Origin of the sequence: Rhodococcus sp. W8901, from assembly GCF_013348805.1 — a bacterium.
In the GTDB taxonomy this organism is placed as follows: Bacteria; Actinomycetota; Actinomycetes; order Mycobacteriales; family Mycobacteriaceae; genus Prescottella.
Genome location: NZ_CP054690.1, coordinates 3,472,514 through 3,497,919, shown reverse-complemented (window position 1 = coordinate 3,497,919; position 25,406 = coordinate 3,472,514). Strand labels below are relative to the sequence as shown.

The 25,406-nt window shown below is 69.7% G+C and carries 22 protein-coding genes and 1 pseudogene; 15 read left to right on the top strand and 8 right to left on the bottom strand.

What is annotated here, in order from left to right:
• Window positions 1–19 precede the first annotated feature (19 nt).
• The 3 genes from HUN07_RS16340 (at window position 20) to HUN07_RS16330 (ending at window position 3,683) form a co-directional block, all read left to right on the top strand.
• Complete coding sequence (locus HUN07_RS16340; protein ID WP_254622557.1) at window positions 20–1,045, top strand: NlpC/P60 family protein; 1,026 nt, start codon at window positions 20–22, stop codon at window positions 1,043–1,045.
• Window positions 1,046–1,141: 96 nt separating this feature from the next.
• The gene (locus HUN07_RS16335; protein ID WP_254622556.1) at window positions 1,142–2,518 is read left to right on the top strand and encodes a hypothetical protein; all 1,377 of its coding nucleotides are present in this window, start codon (window positions 1,142–1,144) and stop codon (window positions 2,516–2,518) included.
• Between the two features lie 37 nt (window positions 2,519–2,555).
• Window positions 2,556–3,683: a glycosyltransferase family 4 protein gene (locus tag HUN07_RS16330; RefSeq protein WP_174911046.1), complete on the top strand. Its 1,128-nt coding sequence runs from the start codon at window positions 2,556–2,558 to the stop codon at window positions 3,681–3,683.
• An 82-nt stretch (window positions 3,684–3,765) separates the two neighbouring features.
• Here the strand turns inward: HUN07_RS16330 and HUN07_RS16325 are convergent, their stop codons facing one another.
• Window positions 3,766–5,577, bottom strand: a complete 1,812-nt coding sequence (locus HUN07_RS16325; protein ID WP_174911043.1) for an AMP-dependent synthetase/ligase — start codon at window positions 5,575–5,577, stop codon at window positions 3,766–3,768.
• 169 nt (window positions 5,578–5,746) lie between these two features.
• On the opposite strand from HUN07_RS16325, the gene HUN07_RS16320 reads away from it, so the two are divergent.
• The 8 genes and pseudogenes from HUN07_RS16320 to HUN07_RS16285 all read left to right on the top strand — a co-directional run.
• Window positions 5,747–6,133 carry a polyketide cyclase / dehydrase and lipid transport gene (locus HUN07_RS16320; RefSeq protein WP_114719263.1) on the top strand — a complete coding sequence of 129 codons (387 nt, stop codon included), beginning with the start codon at window positions 5,747–5,749 and terminating at the stop codon, window positions 6,131–6,133.
• A gap of 87 nt (window positions 6,134–6,220) precedes the next feature.
• Window positions 6,221–6,658, top strand: coding sequence for an SRPBCC family protein (locus tag HUN07_RS16315; protein ID WP_114719264.1), 438 nt, complete (start codon window positions 6,221–6,223; stop codon window positions 6,656–6,658).
• Window positions 6,655–7,899 (top strand): ArsA family ATPase, encoded by a 1,245-nt coding sequence (locus HUN07_RS16310; protein WP_368077055.1) that lies wholly within the window; start codon window positions 6,655–6,657, stop codon window positions 7,897–7,899. Before HUN07_RS16315 ends, HUN07_RS16310 begins: the two co-directional genes overlap by 4 nt.
• Window positions 7,896–8,321, top strand: a complete 426-nt coding sequence (locus tag HUN07_RS16305) for a hypothetical protein (RefSeq protein ID WP_254622554.1) — start codon at window positions 7,896–7,898, stop codon at window positions 8,319–8,321. Before HUN07_RS16310 ends, HUN07_RS16305 begins: the two co-directional genes overlap by 4 nt.
• 44 nt (window positions 8,322–8,365) lie before the next feature.
• Window positions 8,366–9,346 carry an ROK family protein gene (locus tag HUN07_RS16300; RefSeq protein ID WP_174914800.1) on the top strand — a complete coding sequence of 327 codons (981 nt, stop codon included), beginning with the start codon at window positions 8,366–8,368 and terminating at the stop codon, window positions 9,344–9,346.
• A gap of 67 nt (window positions 9,347–9,413) precedes the next feature.
• Window positions 9,414–10,151, top strand: a complete 738-nt coding sequence (locus HUN07_RS16295) for a lysophospholipid acyltransferase family protein (RefSeq protein WP_174911040.1) — start codon at window positions 9,414–9,416, stop codon at window positions 10,149–10,151.
• A 57-nt stretch (window positions 10,152–10,208) separates the two neighbouring features.
• Window positions 10,209–10,844: a vancomycin high temperature exclusion protein gene (locus tag HUN07_RS16290; protein ID WP_397484382.1), complete on the top strand. Its 636-nt coding sequence runs from the start codon at window positions 10,209–10,211 to the stop codon at window positions 10,842–10,844.
• Window positions 10,845–10,944: 100 nt separating this feature from the next.
• Window positions 10,945–11,721: pseudogene (locus HUN07_RS16285) on the top strand (DUF4436 family protein); the annotation flags it as partial.
• A 42-nt stretch (window positions 11,722–11,763) separates the two neighbouring features.
• Here the strand turns inward: HUN07_RS16285 and HUN07_RS16280 are convergent.
• On the bottom strand, window positions 11,764–13,080 hold the full coding sequence (locus HUN07_RS16280) for a glycosyltransferase 87 family protein (RefSeq protein WP_174911038.1): 1,317 nt from the start codon (window positions 13,078–13,080) through the stop codon (window positions 11,764–11,766).
• 66 nt (window positions 13,081–13,146) lie between these two features.
• Here HUN07_RS16280 and HUN07_RS16275 point away from each other — a divergent pair, with 66 nt between their 5' ends.
• A complete protein-coding gene (locus HUN07_RS16275; RefSeq protein WP_114719268.1) occupies window positions 13,147–13,638 on the top strand; it encodes a polyadenylate-specific 3'-exoribonuclease AS in 492 nt (163 codons plus the stop codon).
• A 100-nt stretch (window positions 13,639–13,738) separates the two neighbouring features.
• Window positions 13,739–15,124, top strand: a complete 1,386-nt coding sequence (locus tag HUN07_RS16270; RefSeq protein ID WP_114719430.1) for a class II 3-deoxy-7-phosphoheptulonate synthase — start codon at window positions 13,739–13,741, stop codon at window positions 15,122–15,124.
• A 90-nt stretch (window positions 15,125–15,214) separates the two neighbouring features.
• Here HUN07_RS16270 and pknB read toward each other — a convergent pair whose 3' ends face one another.
• Window positions 15,215–17,221, bottom strand: a complete 2,007-nt coding sequence (gene pknB / locus HUN07_RS16265; RefSeq protein WP_114719269.1) for a Stk1 family PASTA domain-containing Ser/Thr kinase — start codon at window positions 17,219–17,221, stop codon at window positions 15,215–15,217.
• Window positions 17,222–17,343: 122 nt separating this feature from the next.
• Between pknB and HUN07_RS16260 the strand changes: the two genes are divergently transcribed.
• Entirely contained in the window at window positions 17,344–17,712 is a 369-nt protein-coding gene (locus HUN07_RS16260) for an Rv2175c family DNA-binding protein (protein WP_174911035.1), read from the top strand.
• A 60-nt stretch (window positions 17,713–17,772) separates the two neighbouring features.
• On the opposite strand, the gene HUN07_RS16255 is transcribed toward HUN07_RS16260, so the two are convergent.
• The 4 genes from HUN07_RS16255 to HUN07_RS16240 all read right to left on the bottom strand — a co-directional run bounded on the left by HUN07_RS16255 (window position 17,773) and on the right by HUN07_RS16240 (window position 23,127).
• The gene (locus HUN07_RS16255) at window positions 17,773–18,708 is read right to left on the bottom strand and encodes a phytoene/squalene synthase family protein (RefSeq protein ID WP_174914796.1); all 936 of its coding nucleotides are present in this window, start codon (window positions 18,706–18,708) and stop codon (window positions 17,773–17,775) included.
• 16 nt (window positions 18,709–18,724) lie between these two features.
• Window positions 18,725–20,344: an alpha-(1->6)-mannopyranosyltransferase A gene (locus tag HUN07_RS16250; protein WP_174911032.1), complete on the bottom strand. Its 1,620-nt coding sequence runs from the start codon at window positions 20,342–20,344 to the stop codon at window positions 18,725–18,727.
• Between the two features lie 102 nt (window positions 20,345–20,446).
• The gene (gene crtI / locus HUN07_RS16245; protein ID WP_174914794.1) at window positions 20,447–22,006 is read right to left on the bottom strand and encodes a phytoene desaturase family protein; all 1,560 of its coding nucleotides are present in this window, start codon (window positions 22,004–22,006) and stop codon (window positions 20,447–20,449) included.
• Window positions 22,006–23,127: a polyprenyl synthetase family protein gene (locus tag HUN07_RS16240; RefSeq protein ID WP_254622551.1), complete on the bottom strand. Its 1,122-nt coding sequence runs from the start codon at window positions 23,125–23,127 to the stop codon at window positions 22,006–22,008. Before HUN07_RS16240 ends, crtI begins: the two co-directional genes overlap by 1 nt.
• A 139-nt stretch (window positions 23,128–23,266) precedes the next feature.
• Between HUN07_RS16240 and metF the strand changes: the two genes are divergently transcribed.
• Window positions 23,267–24,247 (top strand): methylenetetrahydrofolate reductase [NAD(P)H], encoded by a 981-nt coding sequence (gene metF / locus HUN07_RS16235; protein ID WP_114719273.1) that lies wholly within the window; start codon window positions 23,267–23,269, stop codon window positions 24,245–24,247.
• 67 nt (window positions 24,248–24,314) lie between these two features.
• On the opposite strand, the gene HUN07_RS16230 is transcribed toward metF, so the two are convergent.
• Window positions 24,315–25,319 carry a poly(ethylene terephthalate) hydrolase family protein gene (locus HUN07_RS16230; protein WP_114719274.1) on the bottom strand — a complete coding sequence of 335 codons (1,005 nt, stop codon included), beginning with the start codon at window positions 25,317–25,319 and terminating at the stop codon, window positions 24,315–24,317.
• Between the last annotated feature and the right edge of the window lie 87 nt (window positions 25,320–25,406).

The following is a 25,406-nucleotide window of genomic DNA, read 5'->3' as shown; positions in this document are numbered from 1 at the left end:
GCAGAAGATGAAGCGTTCGATGTGTGCCGCTCTGGCGACGGGAGTGCTCTCCCTGACCCTCGTGGGACTGCCCGCCGGTTCGGCCGGCGCGGATCCGTTGGTGAGCAACCCGACCGAGGCGCTGGAGCGGCTCGCGGACCTGTCGCGCGAATCCGAACAGACCACCGAGGCGCTGCACAACGCGCAGATCGACCTCGACGGCAAGCAGGCGGCCCAGCGGGACGCGGAGGCGCGCCTGGCCGGAGATCGTGACCTGCTTGCCGCCGCCGAGTCCCGGATCGACCAGTTCCGTCCCACGGTCGGCAAGCTCGCCGCCGCCAGCTACCAGGGCGCCCGCACCAACCGGTTGTTCGCGCTGATGGTGAGCGACTCGCCGCAGCAGCTGCTCGATCAGATGTCGGCGCTCGACGCGATCTCGAACGAGACCTCGAAGGCCGTCTCCGGATTCAAGCAGGCGACCGCCGATGCGACCGCCGCGGCGGAGGCCTCGCAGGCTTCGGCCGATGCGGCGCGCGCCGCGACCGAGCAGGCCAAGCAGGTCAGCGACGAGCTCCAGAACAAGCAGAGCGAGCTGCAGAAGCAGATCGATTCGGTCACCAAGGCATTCGACCAGCTCACCGGTGCCGAGCGTGCACAGCTGGCAGGCTCGCCGTTCCCGGCCGGCGTCGACGCCGGGAGCATCCTGGCGAACCTCGGCTCGGGTACCGGATCGGCCGCGTTGCAGGCCGGACTGACCCAGGTGGGGAAGCCCTACAGCTGGGGCGCGACCGGTCCTGACGCGTACGACTGCTCCGGGCTCGTGGTGTGGGCGTACAAGCAGATCGGCAAGGTTCTGCCGCGCTCGAGTCAGGCGCAGGCCGATGGCGGTACGCCGGTCGACAAGAGTCAGCTGCAGCCCGGCGACGTGGTGTTGTTCTACAGCGACGCCTCGCACGTCGGCCTGTACGCCGGTGACGGCAACGTGCTGCACGCCTCGACGTACGGCACGCCGGTGAAGGTCGACTCCATGGCGTCGATGCCCTTCTACGGCGCTCGCCGCTACTGAGAACGCCGCCCCAACGCTCGATACACCGACACCGGATGGACCCGATACCCAGGGGTATCGGGTCCATCCGTGTCCGCGGCTCCTAGACTCTCGGACGTGCCCGATGATGATCACTCACCGAGTCCCGCGCCGCGGCGGCGTGTGCGTCGGTGGGAGTGGGTAGGTCTGGCCGGGCTGGGTGTCGCGGTGGCGCTGGTCCTCTCCCTGACGACGTTCGACCGGGGCGGTGACGAACCGGAGGCGCCGGGCCCCGCAGCGCCGGTCGGGAACCCGTACGACGACGGTCGCCGGACGGGTGCACAGGCAGTGCTGGACGAGTGGGCGCGTGCGGTGCGGACAGGGGACACGGCGGCGCTGCCGGCGTTGTTCGATCCGCAGGCGACACCGGGTTTTCTCGACTCGGAGGTCCGGCGGGCCGACAATGCTGCGCAGGTTCCCTTCTCCGAGTTCGCCTACGACATCGGGCTCGAACCGGAGACGCCGGTCCCGTCCGGGTTGGCGGACGCGCTCGGTGCCTCCGACGTGTGGGCCCCGGCGGTGTACCTGCGCTACGGGATCGCCGGCGCGGATGCCCAGTCCACCCGCAAGCCGGTCTCGCTTCTGTTGGCTCGGCATGGTGACGAGTGGAAGCTGGTGGACGATTCGCCACTGCCCGGATCGAATCGTGAAACGTGGCGCGGTCCTTGGGATTTCGGACCCGTCACGACACGGACGGTGGCCGGTGAAGAGGGGCGCCCGTCGATCGTGCTCGGTCACCCCGAGCAGTCGGCGATGATCGATTTGATCGCGGCGGACCTCGGGGACGCCGTCGCCCACGTGACCGACGTGTGGGGCGAGGACTGGTCGCGAAGGGCCGTCGTCATGGTGGCCGGCTCGCAGGAGGAGTTCTCCTCGCTGGTGGGCTCGGACCACAGCGGAGCCGACATCGCCGCGGTCGCGGTGTCCGATGCCGTGGATCATCGTTCGGGGACGGCGTCGGGGCAGCGGATCGTGTTCAGTCCGGAGGCGGCGGGACGCCTCACCGACCTGACCCGGGTCTCGGTCCTGCGGCACGAACTCACCCATGTCGCGGCCCGTCCGGCAACCGAGGACGGATCCCCCATGTGGATGCTCGAGGGCTACGCGGACTACATCGGCTACCACGGGATCGAGGCGCGATTCGGGGACCTCGCGCCCACCCTGGCGGCGGAGGTGGCGCGGACCGGTCCGCCGACGGCGCTGCCGGCGAACGAGGACTTCCGGGCCGGCGGTGACACCGCCCGCGCGGCCTACGAATCGTCCTGGTCCCTTGCGGCTTTCATCGCCGCCGAGTACGGCGAGCCGCGTCTGGACGAGCTGTACCGGCAGCTGGCCCGGGGGCCGGTCACCGCGACCGATCTCGACAGCCGGATCCGCGGCATCCTGGGCACCGGGACGGACGGGTTGGTCGATTCGTGGGCCGGCTGGATCAAGGGGCAGCTGTCCCGACCCTGACGCCCGGTGCCGGGTCGCGGGCACCTACGGTGGACGCATGCGTCGAACCCTGTTGGTGACGAATGACTTTCCTCCGCGACCTGGTGGAATCCAGTCGTACCTGCATGCCTTTGCGGCCCAGCTTCCCGCGGACGAACTGGTCGTCTACGCCCCGAGATGGCGCGGGGACAGCCACATTCGTTTCGACGCCGAGCAACCCTACGCGGTGGTGCGGCACCCGACGACGCTGATGGTGCCCACGCCGTTCGTGGCGCGGCGTGCGGCCAAGCTCGTCGAGAAGTACGAGTGCACCAGTGTGTGGTTCGGGGCGGCGGCCCCGCTGGCCCTGTTGGCGCCGACGGTCCGCCGCGCCGGTGCGCAGCGGGTGATCGCGTCCACCCACGGCCACGAGGTGGGCTGGTCCATGCTGCCCGGCGCGCGACAGGCCCTGCGCCGGATCGGGGACCACACCGACGCCGTCACCTATGTCAGCAAGTACACGCGGGGCAGGTTCGCGGCGGCATTCGGGTCGCACGCCGCGCTCGAGCACCTGCCGTCGGGCGTCGACACCGACCTGTTCCGTCCCGACCCGGCGGCGCGCGCGGAACTGCGCGCACGCTACGGGCTGGGGGATCGGCCGACGGTCCTGTGCCTGTCGCGGTTGGTTCCGCGCAAGGGGCAGGACCAGCTGATCCGCGCGCTGCCCGCGATCCGGCGGCGCATCGACGGCGCGGTCCTGGTGATCGTCGGCGGGGGGCCCGACGCCGAGCGGTTGCGGGCGCTCGCCCACGAGTGCAGCGTCGCCGAGCACGTCGTGTTCACCGGCGGCGTCCCGGCCGCGGAGCTGGCGGCGCACCACACCATCGCGGACGTCTTCGCGATGCCGTGCCGGACCCGCGGTGCCGGGCTGGACGTGGAGGGACTCGGCATCGTCTACCTCGAGGCGTCGGCCACCGGCGTGCCGGTGATCGCCGGCCGTTCCGGTGGTGCGCCGGAGACGGTCGTCGAGCACGAGACCGGGCTCGTCGTCGACGGCACGTCCGTGGACGACGTCGCGCAGTCGGTGATCTCGGTGCTCGAGGATCGGGACCGGGCCGCCGCGATGGGCGCGGCCGGGCGTGAATGGGTGAAGGCGAACTGGCGCTGGGATGTGCTGGGGGGCAAGCTGCGTCGCCTGCTGGGCTGACGCGGGCAAGAGCCGCGCACGGAAAAGTCGGGCGCCCACCGTCCGAAGAGGAGGGTGGGCGCCGGACCAGGTCGCGGTGGAACTACTTGCTGTAGATCCGCTCGATGTCGTCGGCGAAGCTCTCGTGGACGACGTTGCGCTTGAGCTTCAGGGTGGGGGTGAGCTCACCGGTCTCCTCGGTGAAGTCGACCGGCAGGATGCGGTACTTCTTGATGGCCTCGGCATGCGAGACGAGCTTGTTGGCCTCCGCGATGGCCTCGTCGATCTCGGCGGTCAGATCGGGATCGCTCAGCAGTTCGGCGACCGTGGTTCCTGCGGTCTTCCCGTTGCGCTCGTTCCATCCGGGCAGCGCCTCGGCGTCGATGGTGATCAGCGCGCCGATGAACGGCTTCTGGTCGCCGACGACGATCGCCTGGCTGATCAGCGGGTGGGCCCGCAGGTGATCCTCGAGCTGCGCGGGGGCGACGTTCTTGCCGCCGGCGGTGACGATGATCTCCTTCTTGCGGCCGGTGATGGTGATGTAGCCGGCGGAGTCGACGGTGCCCAGGTCGCCGGTGTGGAACCAGCCGTCCTCGATGGCGTCCTTCGTCGCGGCCTCGTTGCGCCAGTAGCCGGAGAACACCACCGGGCCGGACAGCAGGATCTCGCCGTCCTCGGCGATGCGAACCGAGTTGCCGGCCAACGGCTTTCCGACCGTACCGACCTTCTGGTTGCCGATCGTGTTGACGGCGAACGCGGCGGTGGTCTCGGTGAGGCCGTAGCCCTCGTAGATCGTGACGCCGATGCCGCGGAAGAAGTGGCCGAGGCGCGCGCCCAGGGGAGCGCCTCCGGAGATCGCGAGCTGGCACTTGCCGCCGAGCGCCGCCCGCAGCTTGGAGTAGACCAGCTTGTCGAACACGGCGTGCTTGATGTTGAGGATCAGGCCCGGGCCGCCGTTGTCCTTGGCCTCGCTCCACTCGACCGCGGTGGTGGCCGCCAGGTCGAAGATCTTGCCCTTGCCCTCCGAGTGCGCCTTCTGGCGGGCGGTGTTGTAGACCTTCTCGAACACGCGCGGGACGGACAGGATGAAATCGGGCTTGAAGGTGGCGAACGTCGGTACCAGGTTCGGGATGTCACTGGTGTGGCCGAGGGAGGCGCCGGCGTCGAAGGCCGCGATGCTGACTGCGCGCGCGAGGACGTGCGCGAGCGGCAAGAACATCAGGGTGCTCACGCCCGGCGTCGTCAGCAGCTTGCCGAGACTCGAATCTATGATGCCCTTGGACTCGGCGATGAGGTTCGAGTGGGTGAGCTGACAGCCCTTGGGGCGTCCGGTGGTGCCGGAGGTGTAGATGAGGGTCGCCGGATCGCTGGCCTTCAGGGCCTTCGCGCGGGCCCGTACCTCGTCGTCCGGGATGTCGGCGCCCTGCGCCGTCAGGACTGCAACCGCGCCCTCGTCGGTACCGGACGGCTCGATCTGGAGCACGGCCCGCAGATCGGGTGCGGCGGCGGCAACCTCCGCGATGGCCGTGGAGTGCTTGGCAGTCTCGACGATGAGGCCGATCGCGCCGGAGTCCTCGAGGATCCACTTGACCTGGTCGGCGGAGGAGGTCTCGTAGATCGGCACCGTGACGCCGCCCGCGCTCCAGATCGCGTAGTCGAACAGGGACCACTCGTAGCGGGTCGCGGACATCAGCGCGACGCGGTCGCCGGGCTGGACGCCGCGGGCGATCAGTCCCTTCGCGACGGCGGTCACCTGATCGGCGAACTCGCGGGCGGTGACGTCCACCCAGGACCCGCCGACCTGTCGCCGGTAGACGACGTGTCCGGGCTTGGTCGTCGAGTACTCGAAGACGGAGTCGACCGCGGATGCGTCCTCCGGGATTGTGAACGTGGCAGGAACGCTGAACTCGGGCACGACAACCTCCGACACTGCAGATACTGACGAGTAGGGTTTGCTGGTCCTCACGATAGACCGACCGAGGACAGCACGCGGCAAGGCTACCTACCTGCGGCTTGGTGGATCTTCTCCCACCCAGGTGTAGTCCAGATCACGGGGCGTGAGGGCGGTGTGTGAAGCTGTGGGAGTGAGCAGCATTCAGGTCGCCGACCAGACTTTTGTCGCCGCAGCCCCGGAGAAGGTGGCTGCCCGCGTATCCGTGCCCGCGCGCTGGCGTGCGTGGTGGCCCGACCTCGTTCTCGACGTCCGTGAGAATCGGGCGGAGAAGGGGATTCGCTGGACGGTGGCGGGTCCGCTGACCGGCACGATGGAGGTGTGGCTCGAGCAGGTCATGGACGGCACCGTCGTCCACTACTTCCTGCATGCGGAGCCGACCGGCGTGAGCCCGCAGGCGCTGGCGTCCCTCGACCTGGCCGGAATGAACCACGCCCGACGGCTCGCGGGCAAGGTGATGACGTTCGAGCTCAAGCAACAGCTCGAGGCGGGACGCGCCGCGGGTGAACCCCCGCAGTAGTGAGATTGTGAGTCCTGTCGGAAATCGTGTGAGATGGACGTGCGGTGACGCGCACGTCGCGCCGTTCTGAAAGGAAGCGTCCGAGGCATGGCCGAGAAGACCAAGAGGTCGATCACCGTCGACGCACCCGCCGAGCGGGTGATGGGTGTGATCGCCGACTTCGACGACTACCCGGCATGGGTGGAGGCCGCGAAGTCGGTCGAGGTGCTCTCGACCGGGCCCGACGGCCGCGCCGAACAGGTCCGATTCGTGCTGGACGCCGGGATGGTCAAGGACACCTACGTGCTCCGGTACCGCTGGGCGCCCGACGGGATGTCGGTGAGCTGGGAGCTGGTGTCCGGCGAGATCCAGAAGGCGCAGTTCGGGTCCTACACGCTCGAACGTGAACCCGGCGGCGGCACCAGTGTCACGTACGAACTGACGGTGGATCTGACGATCCCGATGATCGGTCTGTTCAAGCGCAAGGCGGAGAAGGTCATCACCGACACCGCGCTCAAGGAACTGAAGAAGCGGGTGGAGGGCTGAGCGCCGCCGGTTCCACCCGGGTCACCCAGGTCCGACTGTTCGTCGGCAAGGGCGGTGTCGGCAGGACGACGGTGGCGGCGGCGACGGCGGTCGCGCTCGCCGAGGCGGGACGTCGGGTCCTGCTGCTGTCCCTCGACCAGGCGCACTCGCTGTCGGATGTGCTCGACCGCCCGGTCGGGCGGAGCGAGGAGTCGCGCGTCGGACCCGGCCTCCACGCTCGCGAGATCGACACGCAGGCACTGCTCGAGGAGCGCTACCGCGGACTCGTCGCGCTGCTGGCCCTGGGTGGTGTCCACGATCACGGCGCCCAGTTCGCCGATCTGGCACCAGAGGAATTGACGGGGCTGCCTGGCGTCGAGGAGGCCCTCGGGCTCAACGAAGTGGTGCGACTGGCCGAACAGGCGCGCTGGGACGTCATCGTCGTGGACTGCCCGCCGACCGCGGACGCGCTGCGCACGTTGGCAATTCCCGGATCCGTCTCCGGATACGTGGAGCGCGTGTGGCCGCAGCACCGGCGTATCGCCGCCGCGACCTCGACCGGTGCCCGGCTGGCCTTCGTCGTCGCGATGCTCGATCGGGTGCTCGACGCGACTGCCGCGGTGGGGGACCTGCTGCAGGACCGCGACCGGACGTCGGTGCGGGTGGTGACCTGCGCCGAGCGAGTCGCGCTCGCGGAGACCCGCCGGGTCCTGTCCGCGCTGGCGCTCGCCGGGCTCCGCGTCGATGCGATTGTCGTGAACAAGACTCTGCCCCAGATGGATTCGGGTGACATGCCGGAGGAGCTCGCGAGTTGGTGCGACACCCGCCGCACCGCGGAGCGGAAGATCCTGGCCGAGTTGACGGCCACGACGGGTGAGGTGACGGTGCTGTCTGCCGACCACCTCGCGAACGAGCCGATAGGGTGGGATGCCCTCGGTGGTGTGGCACGCACGGTCTACACGGACGTGGCAGATCCGTCCGAGGTGCTCGGGGCAGACTGTGCGCCGGTGCGCGTCGCCCTCGAATCGGGTTCGGGCGACGTCGAATCGGTGTACGCGATGCGCATGCACTTGCCGCTCGTCGATCCCGGGACGTTGACGCTGGGACGAGTGGAGGACGACTTGCTGGTGGGAGCCGACGGCAGACGTCGTCGCGTGCGCCTGGCGTCGGTGCTGCGCCGCTGCGTCGTGCGCGACGCCGACTTCGACGGATCCGACCTGGTCGTGCGGTTCGTCCCCGATCCCGCAGTGTGGCCCCGGTGACCGGCGACCACGCCGAACTGGCCGCCGAACTCAAGGCGCTCGCCGAGACTGTTCTCGACCGGCTCGAGCCGATCCTGCAGAAGGCCGCGGCGGCCCGCTCCGGGGAGGGCGCAGCCGATGCCGCCGCTGCAGTCGCCGACACGGTCGGCGCGGGCACCGGCTCCCAGCCCGCTTGCAGCAGTTGCTCGTGGTGCCCGCTGTGCGCGTTGGCCGCGCTGGTGCGCGGTGAACAGCACGACCTCGTCACGCTGCTGGCAGGTCAGGGCGCCGTGCTGCTCGCCGTGCTGCGTGAGGTCCTCGACGATCACGACCGTGCCGCCACCGGTACCGCCGATGAGCCGACTGCCACTGGGCCGTCTGGGCCGTCTGGGCCGTTCACGTCGCACAAGTTCGTGCCGATCGACGTCACGATCAAGCACTAGACACGCGGTACCCGCCGCACGCACCGCCGGGCGCGGTCGGCACAATCGGCAGGGTGGAGAGCACCGAACTTCTCACCGTCGGCGTGGACGTCGGGGGTACCAGCATCCGGGCCGCGGTCGTCGATGCGAGCGGTGACGTGCTCGATACGGCGCAGGCGCCGACGCCGCACGCCGCGGATGCACTCGAGCGGGGGATCGAGCGGGCCGTCCGCGAACTTGCCGATCGGCACCGCATCGCGGCGGTGGGTCTCGCCGTCGCCGGCTTCGTCGATTCCGACCGCACCACGGTCCGATTCGCGCCGCATCTGCCGTGGGTCGATGCGCCGGTGGCCCGCACGCTGGGTCAGCGCCTCGGTCTGCCCGTCGTGCTCGAGCACGACGCGAACGCGGCCGCGTGGGCGGAATGCCGGTTCGGTGCCGCCGCCGGCGGGCGCAATGTCGTCATCGTGGCGATCGGCACCGGCATCGGCGCCGCCCTGCTGATCGACGGCAGGCTGTACCGGGGCAGCTTCGGCGTGGCCCCCGAACTCGGGCACACGCAGGTCGTTCCCGATGGCCGCCCGTGCGCGTGCGGGAAACGGGGATGCTGGGAGCGCTACTGCAGTGGCACCGCGCTGGTGGACACCGCACTCGAACTGCTCGCAGCCGACCCGTCGGCGTCGACCGTCCTGGCCCGCGCCGTCGCGGTCGATCCCGGGTCGCTGACCGGACGACGGATCGCGGCAGCGGCCTCGGACGGAGATCCGCTGGCGCTCGCGGTGTTCGCGGACTTTGCCCGCTGGCTCGGCGTGGGGCTGGCGACGGTCTCGGACGTCTTCGACCCCGACCTCATCGTGATCTGCGGCGGTGTCGGCATGTCGGCGCCGCTCTTCCTGGACGACGCCCGCGAGCACTATGCGCGCCTGACAACCGGTGCGGGTCACCGGCCGTTGGCGCGGATCCGGCACACCCTGCTCGGCGAGGCGGCCGCGATGATCGGTGCGGCGGATCTGGCGGCGGCGTGTGGCAGCGGTCCGGACTGCTGAGTACAGTCATTCCCTAGGTGGAGGCCTGGGTAGACCTGGGGGAATCGAGCTCGGACGGAAGGACGCCATGTGGTACTGGCTGTTTAAGTACGTGTTGTTGGGTCCGGTGCTGTTGCTCCTCGGGCGGCCGAAACTCGAAGGCGCCGAGAATATTCCGACCGACGGCCCGGCAATCCTCGCCAGCAACCACCAGGCGGTGCTCGACTCGTTCTTCCTTCCGCTACGAGTCAACCGCCGCATCACCTTCCTCGCGAAGAGCGAGTACTTCACCGGCACCGGGCTCAAGGGCCGCTTCCAGCGGTGGTTCTTCTCCGCCGTCGGCCAGGTCCCGATCGATCGAACCGGTGCCTCCGCCGCGCAGGACGCGCTCAACGCGGGCCTGCGCGTCCTCGGGGACGGCAAGCTCCTCGGCATCTACCCCGAGGGCACCCGCTCGCCCGACGGTCGCCTCTACAAGGGCAAGACCGGCATGGCCCGCCTCGCGCTCGAGTCCGGGGTCAAGGTCATCCCGGTCGCGATGATCGACACCGCGAAGGTCAACCCGATCGGCTCGCGCATGTGGAAGCCGGCGAAGGTCACCGTCCGCATCGGGGAGCCGATCGACTTCTCGCGCTTCGAGGGCATGGGCGGCAACCGCTTCGTCGAGCGGGCCGTCACCGACGAGGTCATGTACAAGTTGATGCGCCTGTCGGGTCAGGAATACGTCGACATCTACGCCGCGACGCTGAAGAACCCGGCCCCGGGAGCGCCCCCGGCCGAATCGGCGGCCGACGCCGCACGTGTGCCCGACACCCGCGCCGGATAGTCGCCGCCGGATGTGCCCGAACCTCGAAACTCCACAACCCTGATTCCTCGAGCCGTGTTGCGCGGCGCCTGTCTCGCAGGGGCGGGTGCGGTCGCGGTGGTGGGCCTGCCGTTCGTGTGGATCGGCGCGGCCGCGGCCGGACGAATGCACGATCCGTCCGATGCGCCGTACGCGCCGGTCGTGATCGTGCTGGGCGCGCGGGTGCGAGCCGGTCGGCCGATGAAGTTCCTCCGGGGCAGGCTGGACGCGACGGCGCGGTTGCTCGCGGACGGCAGCGCGTCCGTCGTGCTGGTCTCCGGCGACGCCCACGGGAAGTCCGGTGACGAGGTCGCGGCCATGACCGGCTATCTCGTCGCGGCCGGGGTCGACCCCGCGAGGATCGTCGAGGACCCGTACGGACTGGACACCTACGACACCTGCGTCCGCGCCGCCCGCACGTTCGGCATCCGGCGTGCTCTCGTCGTCACCCAGCGTTTCCACCTCCCGCGCACCGTCGCGTTGGGGCGTGCCGCCGGGATCGATGTCGACGGTGTCCGCGCGGGTCGGGCCGGCGGGCGACGGTCGACGCTGGTGAAGAACACGGTCCGGGAGATGCTCGCCTATCCGAAGGCGGCGCGCGATGTCCTGACCGGCCGGGAGCCGAAAGTGTCCTCTCCGCCGGTCGATTCGGTGGCCGACGCGCTCGCCCGATAAATCCGTCCGGGTTTCCGATCGCGGTATCTTCCCACTCGTGCCCCTCGCATCGTTCCGGCGAAACCGGCCCCGGTTGTTCTGGGCGCTCGTGGTCTCCGTGATGGCCGTGTTCTACCTCGGTTCCCTCGCCGTGTACGCGTCGAGCACCGACGACCGCGACGAGGTCGTCGCGATCCACACCGACCACGACGAGGTGGCCGTGATCGTCACCCCGACGTCGCTGCACCCCGCCTCGGGCCGACTCGACGTCGAAGTCACCATCGGGCCGGGTTCCGATTTCTCCGGACCGGACGGGGAGACGCTCGCCGTACCGATCAGCCTGCATCTCGCGCCCAGCACGTCGCGCACCGAGCTGGTGTTCCCGGCCGGCGCGGTGCCGACCACGTTCGATGCTCAGCTGATGGTGCAAGGACAGGCCGGGCGGTGGCCGCTCGACCGGTTCGACGTCGCCCCTATGGTGGTCGCCGCATACACCGGCACGGGCGACGGCGTCGAGATCCACCGCAGCAGCGTCTACCTCGACGACAATGTCGAAGGCTGGACGGTCCGGTCGGACGCGGTGGGCGTCGACGAGGAGTTCGCCTCGAGCACGACGGTCCATCTCGTCAGGGGCGTGGGCACCCTCGTGTACTCGGCGATTCTGCTGCTGATGATGGCCGTGCTCGCGGCACTGGCCGCCTTCGTCGCCGTGCAGACCGCGCGACGCCGCCGACGGGTGCACACCGACATGCTCAGCTGGATGGCCGCGATGCTGTTCGCGGTCATTCCGCTGCGTGGCATCCTGCCGGGCAACCCGCCGATCGGCTCGTGGGTCGACATCGCACTGACCATGTGGGTCGTGGTGACGCTGGTCGGTTCGCTGACGGTGTACGTGCTCTGCTGGTGGCGCGATACCGCCGCGGAATCCTCGAGGGGAGCGTCAGGGGACGGTGGTCAGATGCGTGGTGCCCGCCACCGAGCCGGCCTCGCCGGCGCGACGACGCCCGAGGTGGACGGCGACGGCCGCGATGACGGCGATCGCCCACCACACGTAGGACGAGGCGAGGAACTGATCCCACACGGGCCAGCCGGTTCCCTCCCAACGTCCGTGACCGAGGCGCCAGTGCGGGGCGATCACGAATATCGCCCCGCTGGCGACCACGCCGGCGCCGAGGACCAGGCTGCGCCGCCGGTACGCCTCGACGCCGACGAGCAGCAGCAGCGGGGCCACCCAGACCCAGTGGTGTGACCACGAGACGGGCGAGACCAGCAGTCCCAGCAGCGCGTTGACGAACAACGCCAGCGCCGCCGCGCCCGCAGCGAAGGCCCGCCACATCGCGACCCCTGCGAGCACGAGTGCGGCAGCGCTCAGCAGCAGCCACAGCACGCTGCGGACGGACGGGTCGAGACCGAGCCGGGCGAGGACACCGGTGATGCTCTGATTCGCGGGGTAGGCGGGTCCGCCGATCCGGCCCGAATCGAGCAGCGTGTCGGTCCAGTACTGCCACGAGTCGGCCCGCGCCACGACGAAGCCGATCGCGCCGAACCCGACGAAACTCAGCCCGGTCGTCACCGCCGCCCGGAAGTCCTTGCGGAGCAGGAAGAACAGGACGAAGACGGCGGGCGTCAGCTTGACGGCCGCGACGAACCCGATGAGCATGCCCCGCGGCCACGGCGTCTTCTTCAACAGACAGTCGGCCGCGACGAACACCATCAGCAGGATGTTCACCTGGCCGTAGTCGAGCGTCGAGTAGACCGGCTCCAACGTCAGGGCCGCTGCAGCGGCGGCCAGTGCCGTCCACACCAGAGTCGAGCGAGGCGAGATCCCGATGGACGCGAGGGTGAGCACCAGCGTCGCGAACAGGGCCACCAGCGACAGCGCCGTGAGCACCACGCCCGCCGCCTCGAGTGAGATCGCCGACATCGGACTGAACACCACGGCCGCGAGCGGCGGATACGTGAACGGCAGTCCGATTCCCGACTGGGTCGGGGGCATCGAGCCGTACAGCGGGCCACCGGCGGCGAACACCGACCCGCCGAGCCGGTAGACGTCGAGGTCGATTCGGTAGTAGAAGCCGACGTCACGCAGCCCGGGGATCCCGAACAGGTGGTACACCGCGCCGACCGCGCACGCGAGCACGATTGCGACGCGTGAGAGGACGACGACCGGCGAGCGCCGTCGGGACGTCGCCGATGGCGAGTCCGCGGCGGCAGCGGGGGACCGGTCGGCGGAGTCGGGGGTGGGGGTGTGCACCAAGCCATCCTTCTACGAACGGGGGGCGTGGTGTCGAGTGCCCCGGCGCGGGGGGCATAAGCTCCCCCGGTGCGCTACTTCTACGACTGTGAGTTCATCGAGGATGGTCGCACAATCGAGCTCGTCTCGATCGGTGTGGTTTGCGAGGACGGCCGCGAGTTCTACGCGGTGTCCACCGAGTTCGATCCCGAGCGTGCCGGCAAATGGGTGCGCCGGAACGTGCTGCCCAAGCTGCCGCCGCCGTCGTCGCCGCTGTGGAAGAGCCGTTCGCGCATCCGTGACGATCTGATGAAGTTCCTCGTGCCGCGGCCGGGCATCGAACCCGAACTGTGGGCGTGGGTCGCGGCATACGACCACGTCGCGCTCTGCCAGCTGTGGGGTGCGATGACCGAGCTGCCGTCGAACATGCCGCGCTACACGCGTGAGCTGCGTCAGCACTGGGAGATGAACGGCTGCCCGCCGCTGCCACCGGTTCCCGACGATGCGCACGACGCGCTCGCGGACGCCCGGCACAACCTCGCGAAGTTCGATGCGATCGAGGCTTTCCGCTCGGTTCGGTGACGAGGATCACCGCCTCCCGGCGGTGATCGGGTCACAGGTTGATCTTGTCGAATGGGGGCCTTCGGTTACCCGGGGTCGACGGGGCGAATATCCTGTAGTGGTGAACTGGACTGTCGACGTTCCGATCGACCGCTTGCCCGAACTTCCGCCGCTGCCCGCGGGTATGCGTGAGCAGCTCGACGCCGCGCTCGCCAAGCCGGCCGCGCAGCAGCCGCAGTGGCCCGCCGACCAGGCGTCGGCCATGCGCACCGTCCTCGAGAGCGTGCCGCCGATCACGGTGGCCAGCGAGGTCGAGGCGCTGTCGGCGAAGCTCGCAGAGGTGGCACGCGGTGAGGCCTTCCTGCTGCAGGGCGGTGACTGCGCGGAGACCTTCGCGGACAACACCGAACCGCACATCAAGGGCAACATCCGCACGCTGCTGCAGATGGCCGTCGTGCTCACCTACGGTGCGAGCCTGCCCGTCGTCAAGGTCGCGCGCATCGCCGGGCAGTACGCCAAGCCGCGCTCGTCGAACACCGACGCGCTGGGCCTGCCGTCGTACCGCGGAGACATGGTCAACTCGATCGTCGCCGACGAGTCGGTCCGGGTCCACGACCCGTCCCGTCTGGTCCGTGCGTACGCGAACGCCAGCGCGGCGATGAACCTCGTGCGTGCGCTCACCGGCGCCGGGATGGCCGATCTGCACAAGGTCCACGACTGGAACCGCGAGTTCGTGACGTCGTCGCCGGCCGGTGCCCGCTACGAGGCCCTCGCCGCCGAGATCGACCGCGGCCTGCAGTTCATGAACGCGTGCGGTGTCACCGACCCCAGCCTGCACCACGCACAGATCTTCGCCAGCCACGAGGCGCTCGTCCTCGACTACGAGCGCGCGATGTTGCGCCTCGACAACGACGACGATCACCCGAAGCTGTACGACCTGTCGGCGCACTTCCTGTGGATCGGCGACCGGACCCGCCAACTCGACGGCGCGCACATCGCGTTCGCCGAACTGCTCGCGAACCCGATCGGCCTCAAGATCGGCCCGAGCACGACCCCCGAGATGGCGGTCGAATACGTCGAGCGGCTGGACCCGACGAACAAGCCCGGCCGGCTGACGCTGATCTCGCGGATGGGCAACGGCAAGGTGCGCGACCTGCTGCCGGCGATCATCGAGAAGGTGCAGGCCACCGGTCACCAGGTGATCTGGCAGTGCGATCCGATGCACGGCAACACCCACGAGGCATCCACCGGCTACAAGACCCGCCACTTCGACCGGATCGTCGACGAGGTGCAGGGCTTCTTCGAGGTGCACAACGGTCTCGGCACCCATCCGGGCGGCATCCACGTCGAACTCACCGGTGAGAACGTCACCGAGTGCCTCGGCGGCGCCCAGGACATCTCCGACCTGGACCTGTCCGGACGCTACGAGACCGCGTGCGACCCGCGCCTGAACACCCAGCAGTCGTTGGAGCTGGCGTTCCTCGTGGCGGAGATGCTCCGCGGCTGACACCCACCGCCCGTCCTGAAGGGTCCCTTCCTGCGCCCGCAGCGCACGAGGGGACCCTTCAGCCGTTCTCGGGGGATACAGGGGGACGGGTCAGGGGAAGGAGATCAGCGTGACGGTGCCGCCGGGGGCCACCCGGTCACCCGAACCCGGGTTCTGCGAGATCACCAGCGAGCGGTCCGACCCGGCCACCTGACGGACCTCGTACTGCAGGCCCAGGCGGGCCAGTTCCGACTTCGCGGAACCGACGGTGCGTCCGAGCATCGACGGCACCTTCACCGCGTTGGAGACGCGCAGCGTGACGCTCGACCCGGCCTTGACGCTCGTGCCCACCGCGGGGTCGGTGCCGATCGCGTCTCCGGCGTCGACATTCGCGTCGAACACCTGCTGCACGTCGCGGACAGTGATGCCCACCGAGTCCAGGGCCTGGCGGGCGGCGTCCTCCGACATCCCGGAGACGTTCGGGACGTCCACCGGCGGCGCGCCCTTGCTCCGGATCATCCGGACCTGGGAGCCGACGTCGAGCATCGTGCCGGGGGCCGGTTCGAGCGCGGCGATGCCACCGACCGGAACACGCGCGCTGAACGCCTCGCCGCCGTCGACGGGGGCGAACGTGCGCTCACGCAGTGACGTCTCGACCGCGGCGACATCGCCGCGACCGCTGACCTCGGGAACCGTGGGACGGCCCAACGACACCAACAGCGTCACGTCGGACCCGCGCGGCACCTTGGCGCCCGCGGCCGGATCGGTGCCGACCAGGGCATCGACCGCGACGGTGTTCGAGTACTCGCCCCGCGTCTGCGTGGAGAGCCCCGCGGCCTCGATCGCGGTTGTGGCGCCCGCGGTGTCGAGGCCGTCGATCGCCGGTATCGCGGCGTAGCGACCCGAGCCCAGCCACCAGCCGCCGAACCCCAGCCCGGCGGCGACCAGCAGGATCACCAGCAGCCACACCAGTACCGTGCGGCGGGACCGGCGCCGTTGCGCGTCGATGTCCCCGAAGCCGTGTTCGGCCGGTGGTTCGCTCTCGGGCGGGCTCTCCGGCAGCCGCGGCGTCGCGGTGGTGACGACCTTGGTGTGCTGGATGCCCGACTGCGGACCCTCCGTCGGCGCGGACATCACGGTCGTCGCATTCTCGGACGGCGCGGGTGCCGGTGCGGGCGGCCCCGCGGCATCGTGCGGGGTGCGCGTGGTGGCGGCGGTGGGGAAGCCGGACTGCTGTGCCGTCCGACGCGGAGCCGGAACCCGGTACGACGGCAACTGCAGCTGTGTGCACACCGAGCGCAACTCGGCCGCCATCGCACCGGCGTCGGCGAAACGTTCCTCGGGATCGCGCTCGGTGGCGCGGACCACGAGGTCGTCGAATTCCGCCGGAACGCCGTCGATGACACTGCCGGGTTCGGGAACGTCGTTGTCGATGCGCTGGTAGGCGATCGACAGCGACGTGTCGCCCGTGAACGGCGTCGTACCCGTCAGCATCTCGAACATCAGCACCCCGGCCGCGTAGACGTCGCTGCGGGCGTCCGCGGTGCCGGTGGTGACCTGCTCGGGGGACAGGTAGGCGGCGGTGCCGAGGATGACGCTGCGCGACGTCGTGTTCGACGCGGCGATCGCCCGCACCAGACCGAAGTCGGCGATCTTGACGTCCCCCGAGTGCGAGATGAGCACGTTCTCGGGCTTGATGTCCCGGTGGACCAGGCCTGCGCGGTGCGCGACGGCGAGGGCCTCGAGAACAGGTCGGGCGACGGCAGCGGCGGCGTGCGGGGGCATCGGGCCGCGTTCGCGCAACAGCTCGCGCAGCGTGCCGCCCTCGACGAGCTCCATGACCAGGAAGGCGTGCTCGCCGTCGCTGCCCTGGTCGTGGACGCCGACCAGCCCGGGATGGTTGAGCCGGGCTACCGCGCGGGCCTCGAACTCGAAGCGCGCGAGGAACTGCGGATCGGCGGCGAACTGTGGGTCCATCACCTTGATCGCGACCGGTCGGTCCAAACGCAGGTCCATGCCGCGGTACACGGTGGACATGCCGCCGCGCGCGATGGGTGCATCGATGCGGTAGCGCCGATCGAGCACCACACCGATCAGTCGTCGACCTCCGGGATTCAAGCTCGCGCCCCCTCGTTCCTTCCACAGATTCAGTTCGATCGTAGTCAGCCCGCGTCACCGTCCCCGTCCCCACGAAGGGACCGTGGTCGAAGCCGCGGTGCGGACCCGATAACGTTACGGGAGTGAGTGCTATCCCTTACTGCGATGACGTGTTGGACCGATCGATCTCTCTGCTGCAGTTGGCAGACGTGTCGAAGCAGATGGGTCTCGTCGTCACCCACGTGCACCAGTTGCTGCGCGACCACGAGCTGATCGCGGTTCGCCGTGACAGCGTCCTCGGCGTTCCGGAGGCGTTCTTCGGCGACGACGGACAGCCCGTCCGTCTGCTGCCGGGACTGATCCGCGTGCTCAAGGACGGCGGTTACGAGGACGAGGAAGTCATGCGGTGGCTGTTCGCCGAGGACGATTCGCTGCCCGGTACGCCCATCGATGCGATGCACGGTGACCTGGCGCGTGAGGTCGTCCGCCGCGCACAGTCGATGGCGTTCTGAGTTTCCGGCCGGGTCGGGTCGCGGGTAGGTCCGCGGCCCGGACCCCGGTGCGCTGTGTCGTCAGCGGTCCCGCACGGTCAGCGTTCGCGCGAGCAGCGGCAACGCAACCGCCAGCCGTCGGTGCCGAGGAACCGTCGCGCGCCGGTCGAGGACTCGGAACCCGCTGTCCTCCACCTCGTCGAGGATCTCGGAGTACAGCACGACGGCGGCGCGCATCCCCGGACGGACACGGGGCTCGAGCATGTCCAGTCCCGGCTCCGCCTGCCGGTAGAGCGCTCGCGTCAGGGCAGTGAAGTGGGCCAGCGCCCGCCGCAGCCGCGGGTCGACCGTCCCGGTGCGCCGACAGCGATGCAACAGTTCCTCGTCCACCCCGAACGTGGTCCAGGTGTCGGCGGGTAGGTACACCCGCCCACGGTCGAGGTCCTCGCCGACGTCGCGGATGAAATTGGTCATCTGGAAGGCCTCGCCCAGCGCCACCGCCCGGGGCGAGGCCTCCGCGAGGGATGTCGTGGTGCCCAGGACGGGCAGCATCTGCAGGCCGATCACCGCGGCCGATCCGTGCATGTACTGCCGCAGCGCGTCCATGTCGGGATAGTTCGCGCGGTATGTCGGCGTGCCCGGGATGTCCATCCGCATCGAGTCGAGGAACGAGCGGAAGTGGGCGACCGGGATGTCGTAGCGGCGGATCGTGTCGGCGAGGGCCGTGACGACCGCACCGGTGCGGGGATCGTCCACGGGGCGTCCGGCGAGTGCATCGTCGAGACGAGACTCGACGAGGTCGACCGCTGCCGCGCGCTCGGCCGGTGGCCGGCCGGCGCAGTCGACGTCGACGACGTCGTCGACCGTGCGCGCGAACCCGTACAGGGCGTGGACGGCGGGCCGTCGCTCCGGCGGCAGCAGGCGGGTCGCGAGGTAGTAGGTGCGGCCGTGCTCGGCGGCGAGCCGACGGCAGTGCCGGTAGGCCGCGGCGAGGTCGTCCGTGGGGGTTGCTCGGATCACAGCGCCGGTCGGGTCACACTGCTGGTCGGGTCACCGACGAGCGCTGCTCGGCGGCGTCGGCCATCTCGTCGACCGCCACCGCGGCCGCCGCGGCCGCGGCACGGGGTTTGTCGGACACCGACCGCAGACGCAGCGGGTCGACGGTCCTGAGGGACACCGCAGCCACGACAGCGGCGAAGGTGGCCAGCGCGACGTGGAAGAACGTGTAGAGCCCGATCGACCCGTCCGGCTGGAACACCAGCATGAGCCACGTCGACAGGCCGACGAGGATCTGCAGCGTTCGGGTCGACATCGCAAAGCCGGCGGCGATCGAGAGCGGCCACGAGTAGTACCAGGGCAGTGCGGCGGGGGAGAGGACGACGATCGCGACGAGAGCGACGAGGATGCCCATGACTGCGTCGCGCTCGGTCTTGCGGAACCGCCACCACACCGCGACGAGGATTGCGACGAGCGCGACCGCACAGATCATGCGGGTGATCTCGAGGGCCGGTTGACCGGCGTGCAGCTCGCTGCTCACCGTGACGATGTGCGCCAGGAACGTCGGCAGCGACAGCCAGTTGATGATCTTCGCGGAGCCGGACAGCGCGGTGAGCCACCCGATCCCGACACCGGCGGCCGCCGAGGCCGCGGTGAAGATCGCGACGAACACCGCGAACCCGGTGCCCGCGGTCTTGAAGAAGGCCGCCAGGGGTGTCGCGGGTTCACGGCCCTCGGCCAGCGCCTTGTCGCGCTCGTGGATCATCCAGATCCACACGATGAACGGCAGCGCGATCCCTGCCATGGCCTTCACCGCGACGCCGAGTGCGATGATCGCGACAGCCGCGACATGCTTGCGATCCAGCGCGAGAGTGATGCCGGCGACCATCAGGCCGACCATCAGAAGCTCGTTGTGGACGCCACCGATGAGATGGATCAGCACCAGCGGGTTGAGGACAGCGAGCCACAGCGCGATCGCCGGGTTGCCGCCGAGCTGACGGGCCAGCCGGGGCAACGCCCACACCATCAGCGCCAGACCCGGAAGCATCGTCAGACGCAGCATCATCGTGCCCGCGACGACGTTGTCACCGGTGATGGTCGTGATGCCCTGGCCGAGCAGTAGTGAGATCGGGCCGTACGGTGCGGTGGTGGTGGTCCACACGTTGCTGACGTTGTCGAGCAGGATGCCCGGGTTGACGACGGGTCCCACCGCGTATGGATCGAAGCCGTCCCGCAGAAGGGCTCCCTGCGCCAGGTAGGAGTACGCGTCCCGGCTGAACATCGGGACCGCGAGCAGCATCGGCGCGGTCCACACCGGGACCGTCCACGTCAGCGCTCGGAGGCCGACACGGCCCTTGATCGTGGCTCGGCCGAGGCGCACCCACGCGGTGATCATCGCCAGGACGCCGCCCCAGATGACGATCGTCGACAGGACGTAGCCGTGACCGAAGCGCAGCCACGACAGGCTCATATCCTCGAGCAGCGGATCGTGCCGACGGACGCTGCCGGCGCCGAAGCCGCCGAACGTGATCATCAGGGCGCCGACGAAACCGAGAACCGTCGAATGTCCCTCGGGGGTGCGCAGATAATCGGCGCTCGAACGCAGCCAGGACCGCTCGGTAACGGCAGCGTCGTGGATTCCGGAAGAGGCCGACATCGGTGCAGGTTCCTCCCCGGAAGGATCGTTCAGTGATATCCGGCCGCGTCGTGACGGTCGGACAGCATGGGACGGGTAGTCAGTTTAGTGCGTCGGCGGCAATTATCGGGCAAGCACCGGCTTCGGCCGTCCGCACACGCGCTCGGCGGCGAGTTTGCCCGAGATCAAAACCGTCGGGACGCCGACGCCGGGTGTCGTTCCGGATCCCGCCAGAACGACGTTCGCCGGCCGTCTGACCAGGTTGCGGCGCCGGAATGGCCCGGTCTGCCGGAAGATGTGGGCCGGAGCGAACGGGCTCCCGGCCGCCATCCCCTGACGGGCCCACGTGGCAGGCGTATCGATGTGATCAACGGCATAGTCGGTGCCGATGTCGTGGTATCCGCGCTGTTCCAGGGTCTGCAGGAGCTCGCTCGCGTACGCGTCGGTCAATGCCGACCAGTCGAGCGGGGCGCTGTCGAGGTTCGGGCACGGCGCCAGCACCGACAGTGGTTCGTGTTCGACGCCGTCACGGTTGAGGATCAGCCCGGGATCGGTCACCGCGGGGCGGGTGATCAGCAGGGACGGATCGCTCATCAGGCGGCCGCGTCCGGGCCGCGCCGCGATCTCGGCGAACGTGCGCTCCCACTCCGCGCCGAAGTCGATCGTGTGGTGGTGTGGCGCACCCCACCGCGTGCTGGTGACGCGGGGGACCGTGCCGTGCAGCACGACGGCCGACGGCGAGATCCGCTGACGACGGACGCGTCGGGTCGCCAGCAGGTCGTCCACGATCGGCAGGTCGGGGGTGAGGACGAGCGCATCGCACGGAAACGAACGACCGTCGGCGGTGTGCACGGTGCGCACCCGGTCACCGGACCGCTCGATGCGGGTCACCTCGGTGCCCAGGTGCAGGGTGCCGCCGGCCGAGGTGAAGGCGTCGGCCATCGACTCGGCGATGGTGCACATCCCGCCCTCGGGGAACGACACCCCGAGCGAAGTGTCCATGTGCGCGATCGCGCCGTACACCGCGAGCGCCTTCGCCGGCGCCACACCCGCGTACAGGGCCTGGAACGTGAAGATCCGCTGCAGCCGTGGATCGGTGACCCGCCGGGCAACCTGACCGCCGAGCCGGCCGAAGCCGCCTGCTGCGAGCAGGCGCGCCAGATCGGTCGCCGACTTCCGGGTGGAGAACAGATCCAGCGGTGAGTCGAAGTTGGCGTCGATGAACGTGTCGAACTCGGCGTCGAACACCCGGGCCAGCCACCGGCGCAGATCCAGATAGCGGCGTGCCTCGTCCGGTCCGCAGACCCGGGCGACCTCGGCGACCATCCGCTCGGGGTCGGAGTGCACGTCGATCGTCGAGCCGTCCGCGAAACGCGCGTGGTACGCGGGAGCCAACCGATGCAACCGCAGCGGCGGCGTCGTCGTGTCGAAGTCCGCGCCGACGGCGGCGAGCGCGTCGCGCACCAGTTCGGGCATCGTCAGCACGGTGGCGCCGCTGTCGATCACGTACCCGGGGCCCCGGTACGTTCCGACGCGCCCGCCCGGACGGTCGTCACGCTCGAGCAGCGTCACGTCCCGGCCGCGCCCCCGCAGATGCAGCGCGGCGGCCAGCCCGGCCAGCCCGGCGCCGACCACCACGACCCGGTCGGTGGCGCCCGGAACGGTGCGCACACCCACGGCGATCAGGCGTCCCGGCGGGTGACGGCGATCGCCATCTCCCGCAGTCGCCGCTTGCCCTCGTCGGTGGCCGTGCTGCCGTCGAGCGCCGCGAGTGCGTCGGCGGTGAGTTCGGAGATGCGACGTTCGGCGTCGTCGACGGCGCCCAGGTCGGTGATCACGGTGCGCAGCCGCGCGACCTGCGTATCGGACAGGTCGGTGCCGATCGACTCACGCAGCAGCGCCGCGGCCGCCGGATCGGTGGCGTCGGCGCGCTGCAGGGCCTCCGCGAACAACACGGTGCGCTTGCCCGCGCGCAGGTCGTCGCCGGAGGGCTTGCCGGTGACCTCGGGATCGCCGAAGACCCCGAGCAGATCGTCGCGGAGCTGGAACGCGATGCCGATGTCGGTGCCGAACCGGCGGTAAGCCTCGACCAGGGCGTCGTCGGCCCCCGCCAGTGCCGCACCCAGGTGTAGCGGGCGTTCGATCGTGTACGCGGCCGTCTTGAAGCGGTTGACGCGCAGCGCGGCCTCGATCGATTCGTCCGCGCGCACCTCGCCGCTGATGTCGAGGAACTGACCACCCAGGACCTCGGTCCGCATCGCCGACCACACGGGGGAGATGCGGGCGAGGGTCTCCGGCGCGAGCCCGGCCTCGCGGACCATGTCGTCGGCCCAGGCCAGTGCCAGATCGCCCAACAGGATCGCGACGGCCCGGCCGAATTCCGCGCTGCCGCCGCTCCACTGCTGCGCGCTGTGCTGATCGGCAAACTCGACGTGCACGGTGGGGAACCCCCGACGCGTGGTGGACGCGTCGATGATGTCGTCGTGGACCAGTGCGCACGCCTGCACCAGTTCCAGCGCCGACGCACTCCGCAGTACCGCGTCCGCCTGCGCGCCCTCGGGGTCGCCACCGGCTGCGAGCCAGCCCGTCCACGCGAAGACCGGACGCACCCGCTTGCCGCCGCGCAGCACGAAGCTCTCGAGGGTCGCGACAGCGTTCTCGTAGCCGCCGCCGACCGAACGGATCGTGTCGGCCCGCGACGCGAAGAAATCGCGGAGCGCACCCTCGACGAGATCGGTGAGCGGTGGGGTGGACCGGGAAGGGCGAGTGGACTCGCCGGCTCCAGCGGACAGGACAGCCTCCAAGTTGAGTACGGACCGGCGCGCGGCGGCGACCGTGGCGCAAAGCCTCGACACCACCATAGTGGTCGCTCGGATGCCGAGGCTGCCGGTACGGACCCCACTCGATGCGGGTGAAACAGGGAGGCCAACCTATGCTGGATCGGTGACATTCGATGCCGTTCGGGGGCGCAACAGCGCGGGTTGGGAGACCCAGACCCCATCGATCGTGGACCGGATCAGCTCGTCGGAAGCTTCCAAGAGTGGTCGGATCCCCTTCTCAGTCGAGTTCTCGCCCCCGCGTGACGCGGACGCCGAGGCGCGTCTGTGGCGCGCGGTCCGCGAGTTCGAGCGACTCGGACCGGCGTTCGTGTCCATGACGTACGGCGCGGGCGGCTCGACACGCGATCGCACCGTCCGGGTCACCGGCCGGCTCGCGGAGGACACCACGCTGCTCCCCGTGGCGCACTTGACCGCGGTGGGGCACAGCATCGACGAACTGCGTGCGATGTGCGGCGCCTACGCCGATCGCGGTATCAGCAACATCCTCGTGCTCCGGGGCGACCCGCCCGGTGATCCGCTGGGTGAGTGGGTCAAGCATCCCGACGGCGTCGAGTACGCCGAGGAACTGGTCCGTCTGGTCCGCGACATGGGCGACTTCCATGTGGGTGTGGCCTCGTTCCCGGAAGGCCACTACCGGGCGCCCGACCTCGAATACGACACGAAGTACCTCGTGTCCAAGCTGCGGGCCGGCGCCGAGTACTCGATCACCCAGATGTTCTTCGACGTCGACGATTATCTGCGACTGCGCGACCGCGTCGTGGCGTACGACCCCGAGCAGGGCGAGAAGCCGATCATCCCCGAGATCATGCCGATCACGTCGCTGCGCTCGGCCCGTCGCAGCCTGGAGCTGTCCGGTTCGAAGCTGCCGGCCGCGCTGGAGGAGCGGCTCACCCGGGCTGCGGGTGACGGTCCGGAGGAGAACCGTGCCGCGGTGCGTGAGATCGGTATCGAGGTCGCGACCGAGATGAGCGAGCGGTTGATCGCCGAGGGCGCGCCGTGCCTGCACTTCATCACGCTCAACTTCGCGCGGGCCACCGGTGAGGTGCTGGCGAACCTGGGTATGTCTGCCTCGACGTCGGTGTGACGGGCTCGACGCGTCCGCCCATTGGGTGAGTGCCGGCCGCGGAGTCGCCCGGCACTCACTCGTCGGTTCATCCGGTGATGTTGCTCGTCTGATTGCTCCAGTCGGGGTCGCCGAACAGTTCGCCGGTTCCCGAGACGAAGGCGCTGTGCGCCCGGGTGTCACCCTGCAGTCGGTCCATGACCCAGGCCGTGAGGTAGCCGAGGAAGCCGGTCACGCCGTTCACGCAGCCAAGGTTGTCCGGGGTGCAGCCCGGCTGGCCCTGAATGTCGTTGTGGTTGGGGCCGTTCAGGGTTGCCCGCACCTTGGTCAACGATTCCGGAGTCGCCTCGTAGTAGGCCTGTGCGGACTGGATGCCGATCATCTGCCACGGCAGCGGCTGGGTGGACGCCGAGATCGGGCTGTCGGAGCCGTTGACGTAGAAGACCGAGCCGGTGGTGAGCTCCCGGGGGTCCGTGCAAGTCGTCATCCCCTCCGGTTTCGGTAACCCGAGCGTGCACATGTACTGGCCGGGGAGCTCGATGGGGACCGCGGTCCTGACGGTGCCGCCGGAGTGCGCGGTCGCGTTGAGGGTGCCGACCGCGCCCTGGGAGTGCCCCATCGCGCCGACGGCGTCGGTGTCCAGCTTCTGATGGAAGACGCTGGACGGATCACCGTCCTGGCGCCGGAGGAAGTCCACCGCCTCCAGCATCTCCCGGCCGGAGCCCGTGTTGGTGTTGTCGGCCGCGATCACCACGAAGCCCCAGGACGCCAGGTGCGAGAGCAGATAGTCGTACTGGTGCGGGTGGGCGAAGGTGCCGTTGCCCCAGGTGATGATCGGGTGGCGCTCCCCGTTCGCGCCGAGGTCGGTGGGGTACCAGACATCGAACGCGGCGCCGGTGGAGTCGCAGCAGCCGAAGCCCTTCTGCGTGGTCAGCTCCCACGGCCCGCGGTCGGAGTACGTGGATTCGACGGCCTTCGTGGGCCCGGCGGCCGACGTGGGAATCCCACCCGCTTGTGCGGTGGTGCCGGCGGCGACCACTGCCGTGATCGCGGTGACGAGGACGACGAGACTTTTCCGCAAGCGACGTGTCATAGGTCGAGAGGGTAGGCATCGCGCCTAGCGGGAATTAGGCTTTGTGACGGTATCGTTACAATCCTGCCGTCATTCGCGGCCGCCCAG

Bases quoted from the DNA above. Each gene is read 5' to 3' on its own strand.
- HUN07_RS16340 (WP_254622557.1), top strand. From the start codon at position 20: ATGTGTGCCGCTCTGGCGACGGGAGTGCTCTCCCTGACCCTCGTGGGA.
- HUN07_RS16330 (WP_174911046.1), top strand. From the start codon at position 2,556: ATGCGTCGAACCCTGTTGGTGACGAATGACTTTCCTCCGCGACCTGGT.
- HUN07_RS16315 (WP_114719264.1), top strand. From the start codon at position 6,221: ATGGCCGAGAAGACCAAGAGGTCGATCACCGTCGACGCACCCGCCGAG.
- HUN07_RS16295 (WP_174911040.1), top strand. From the start codon at position 9,414: ATGTGGTACTGGCTGTTTAAGTACGTGTTGTTGGGTCCGGTGCTGTTG.
- HUN07_RS16250 (WP_174911032.1), bottom strand. From the start codon at position 20,344: ATGTCGGCCTCTTCCGGAATCCACGACGCTGCCGTTACCGAGCGGTCC.
- HUN07_RS16230 (WP_114719274.1), bottom strand. From the start codon at position 25,319: ATGACACGTCGCTTGCGGAAAAGTCTCGTCGTCCTCGTCACCGCGATC.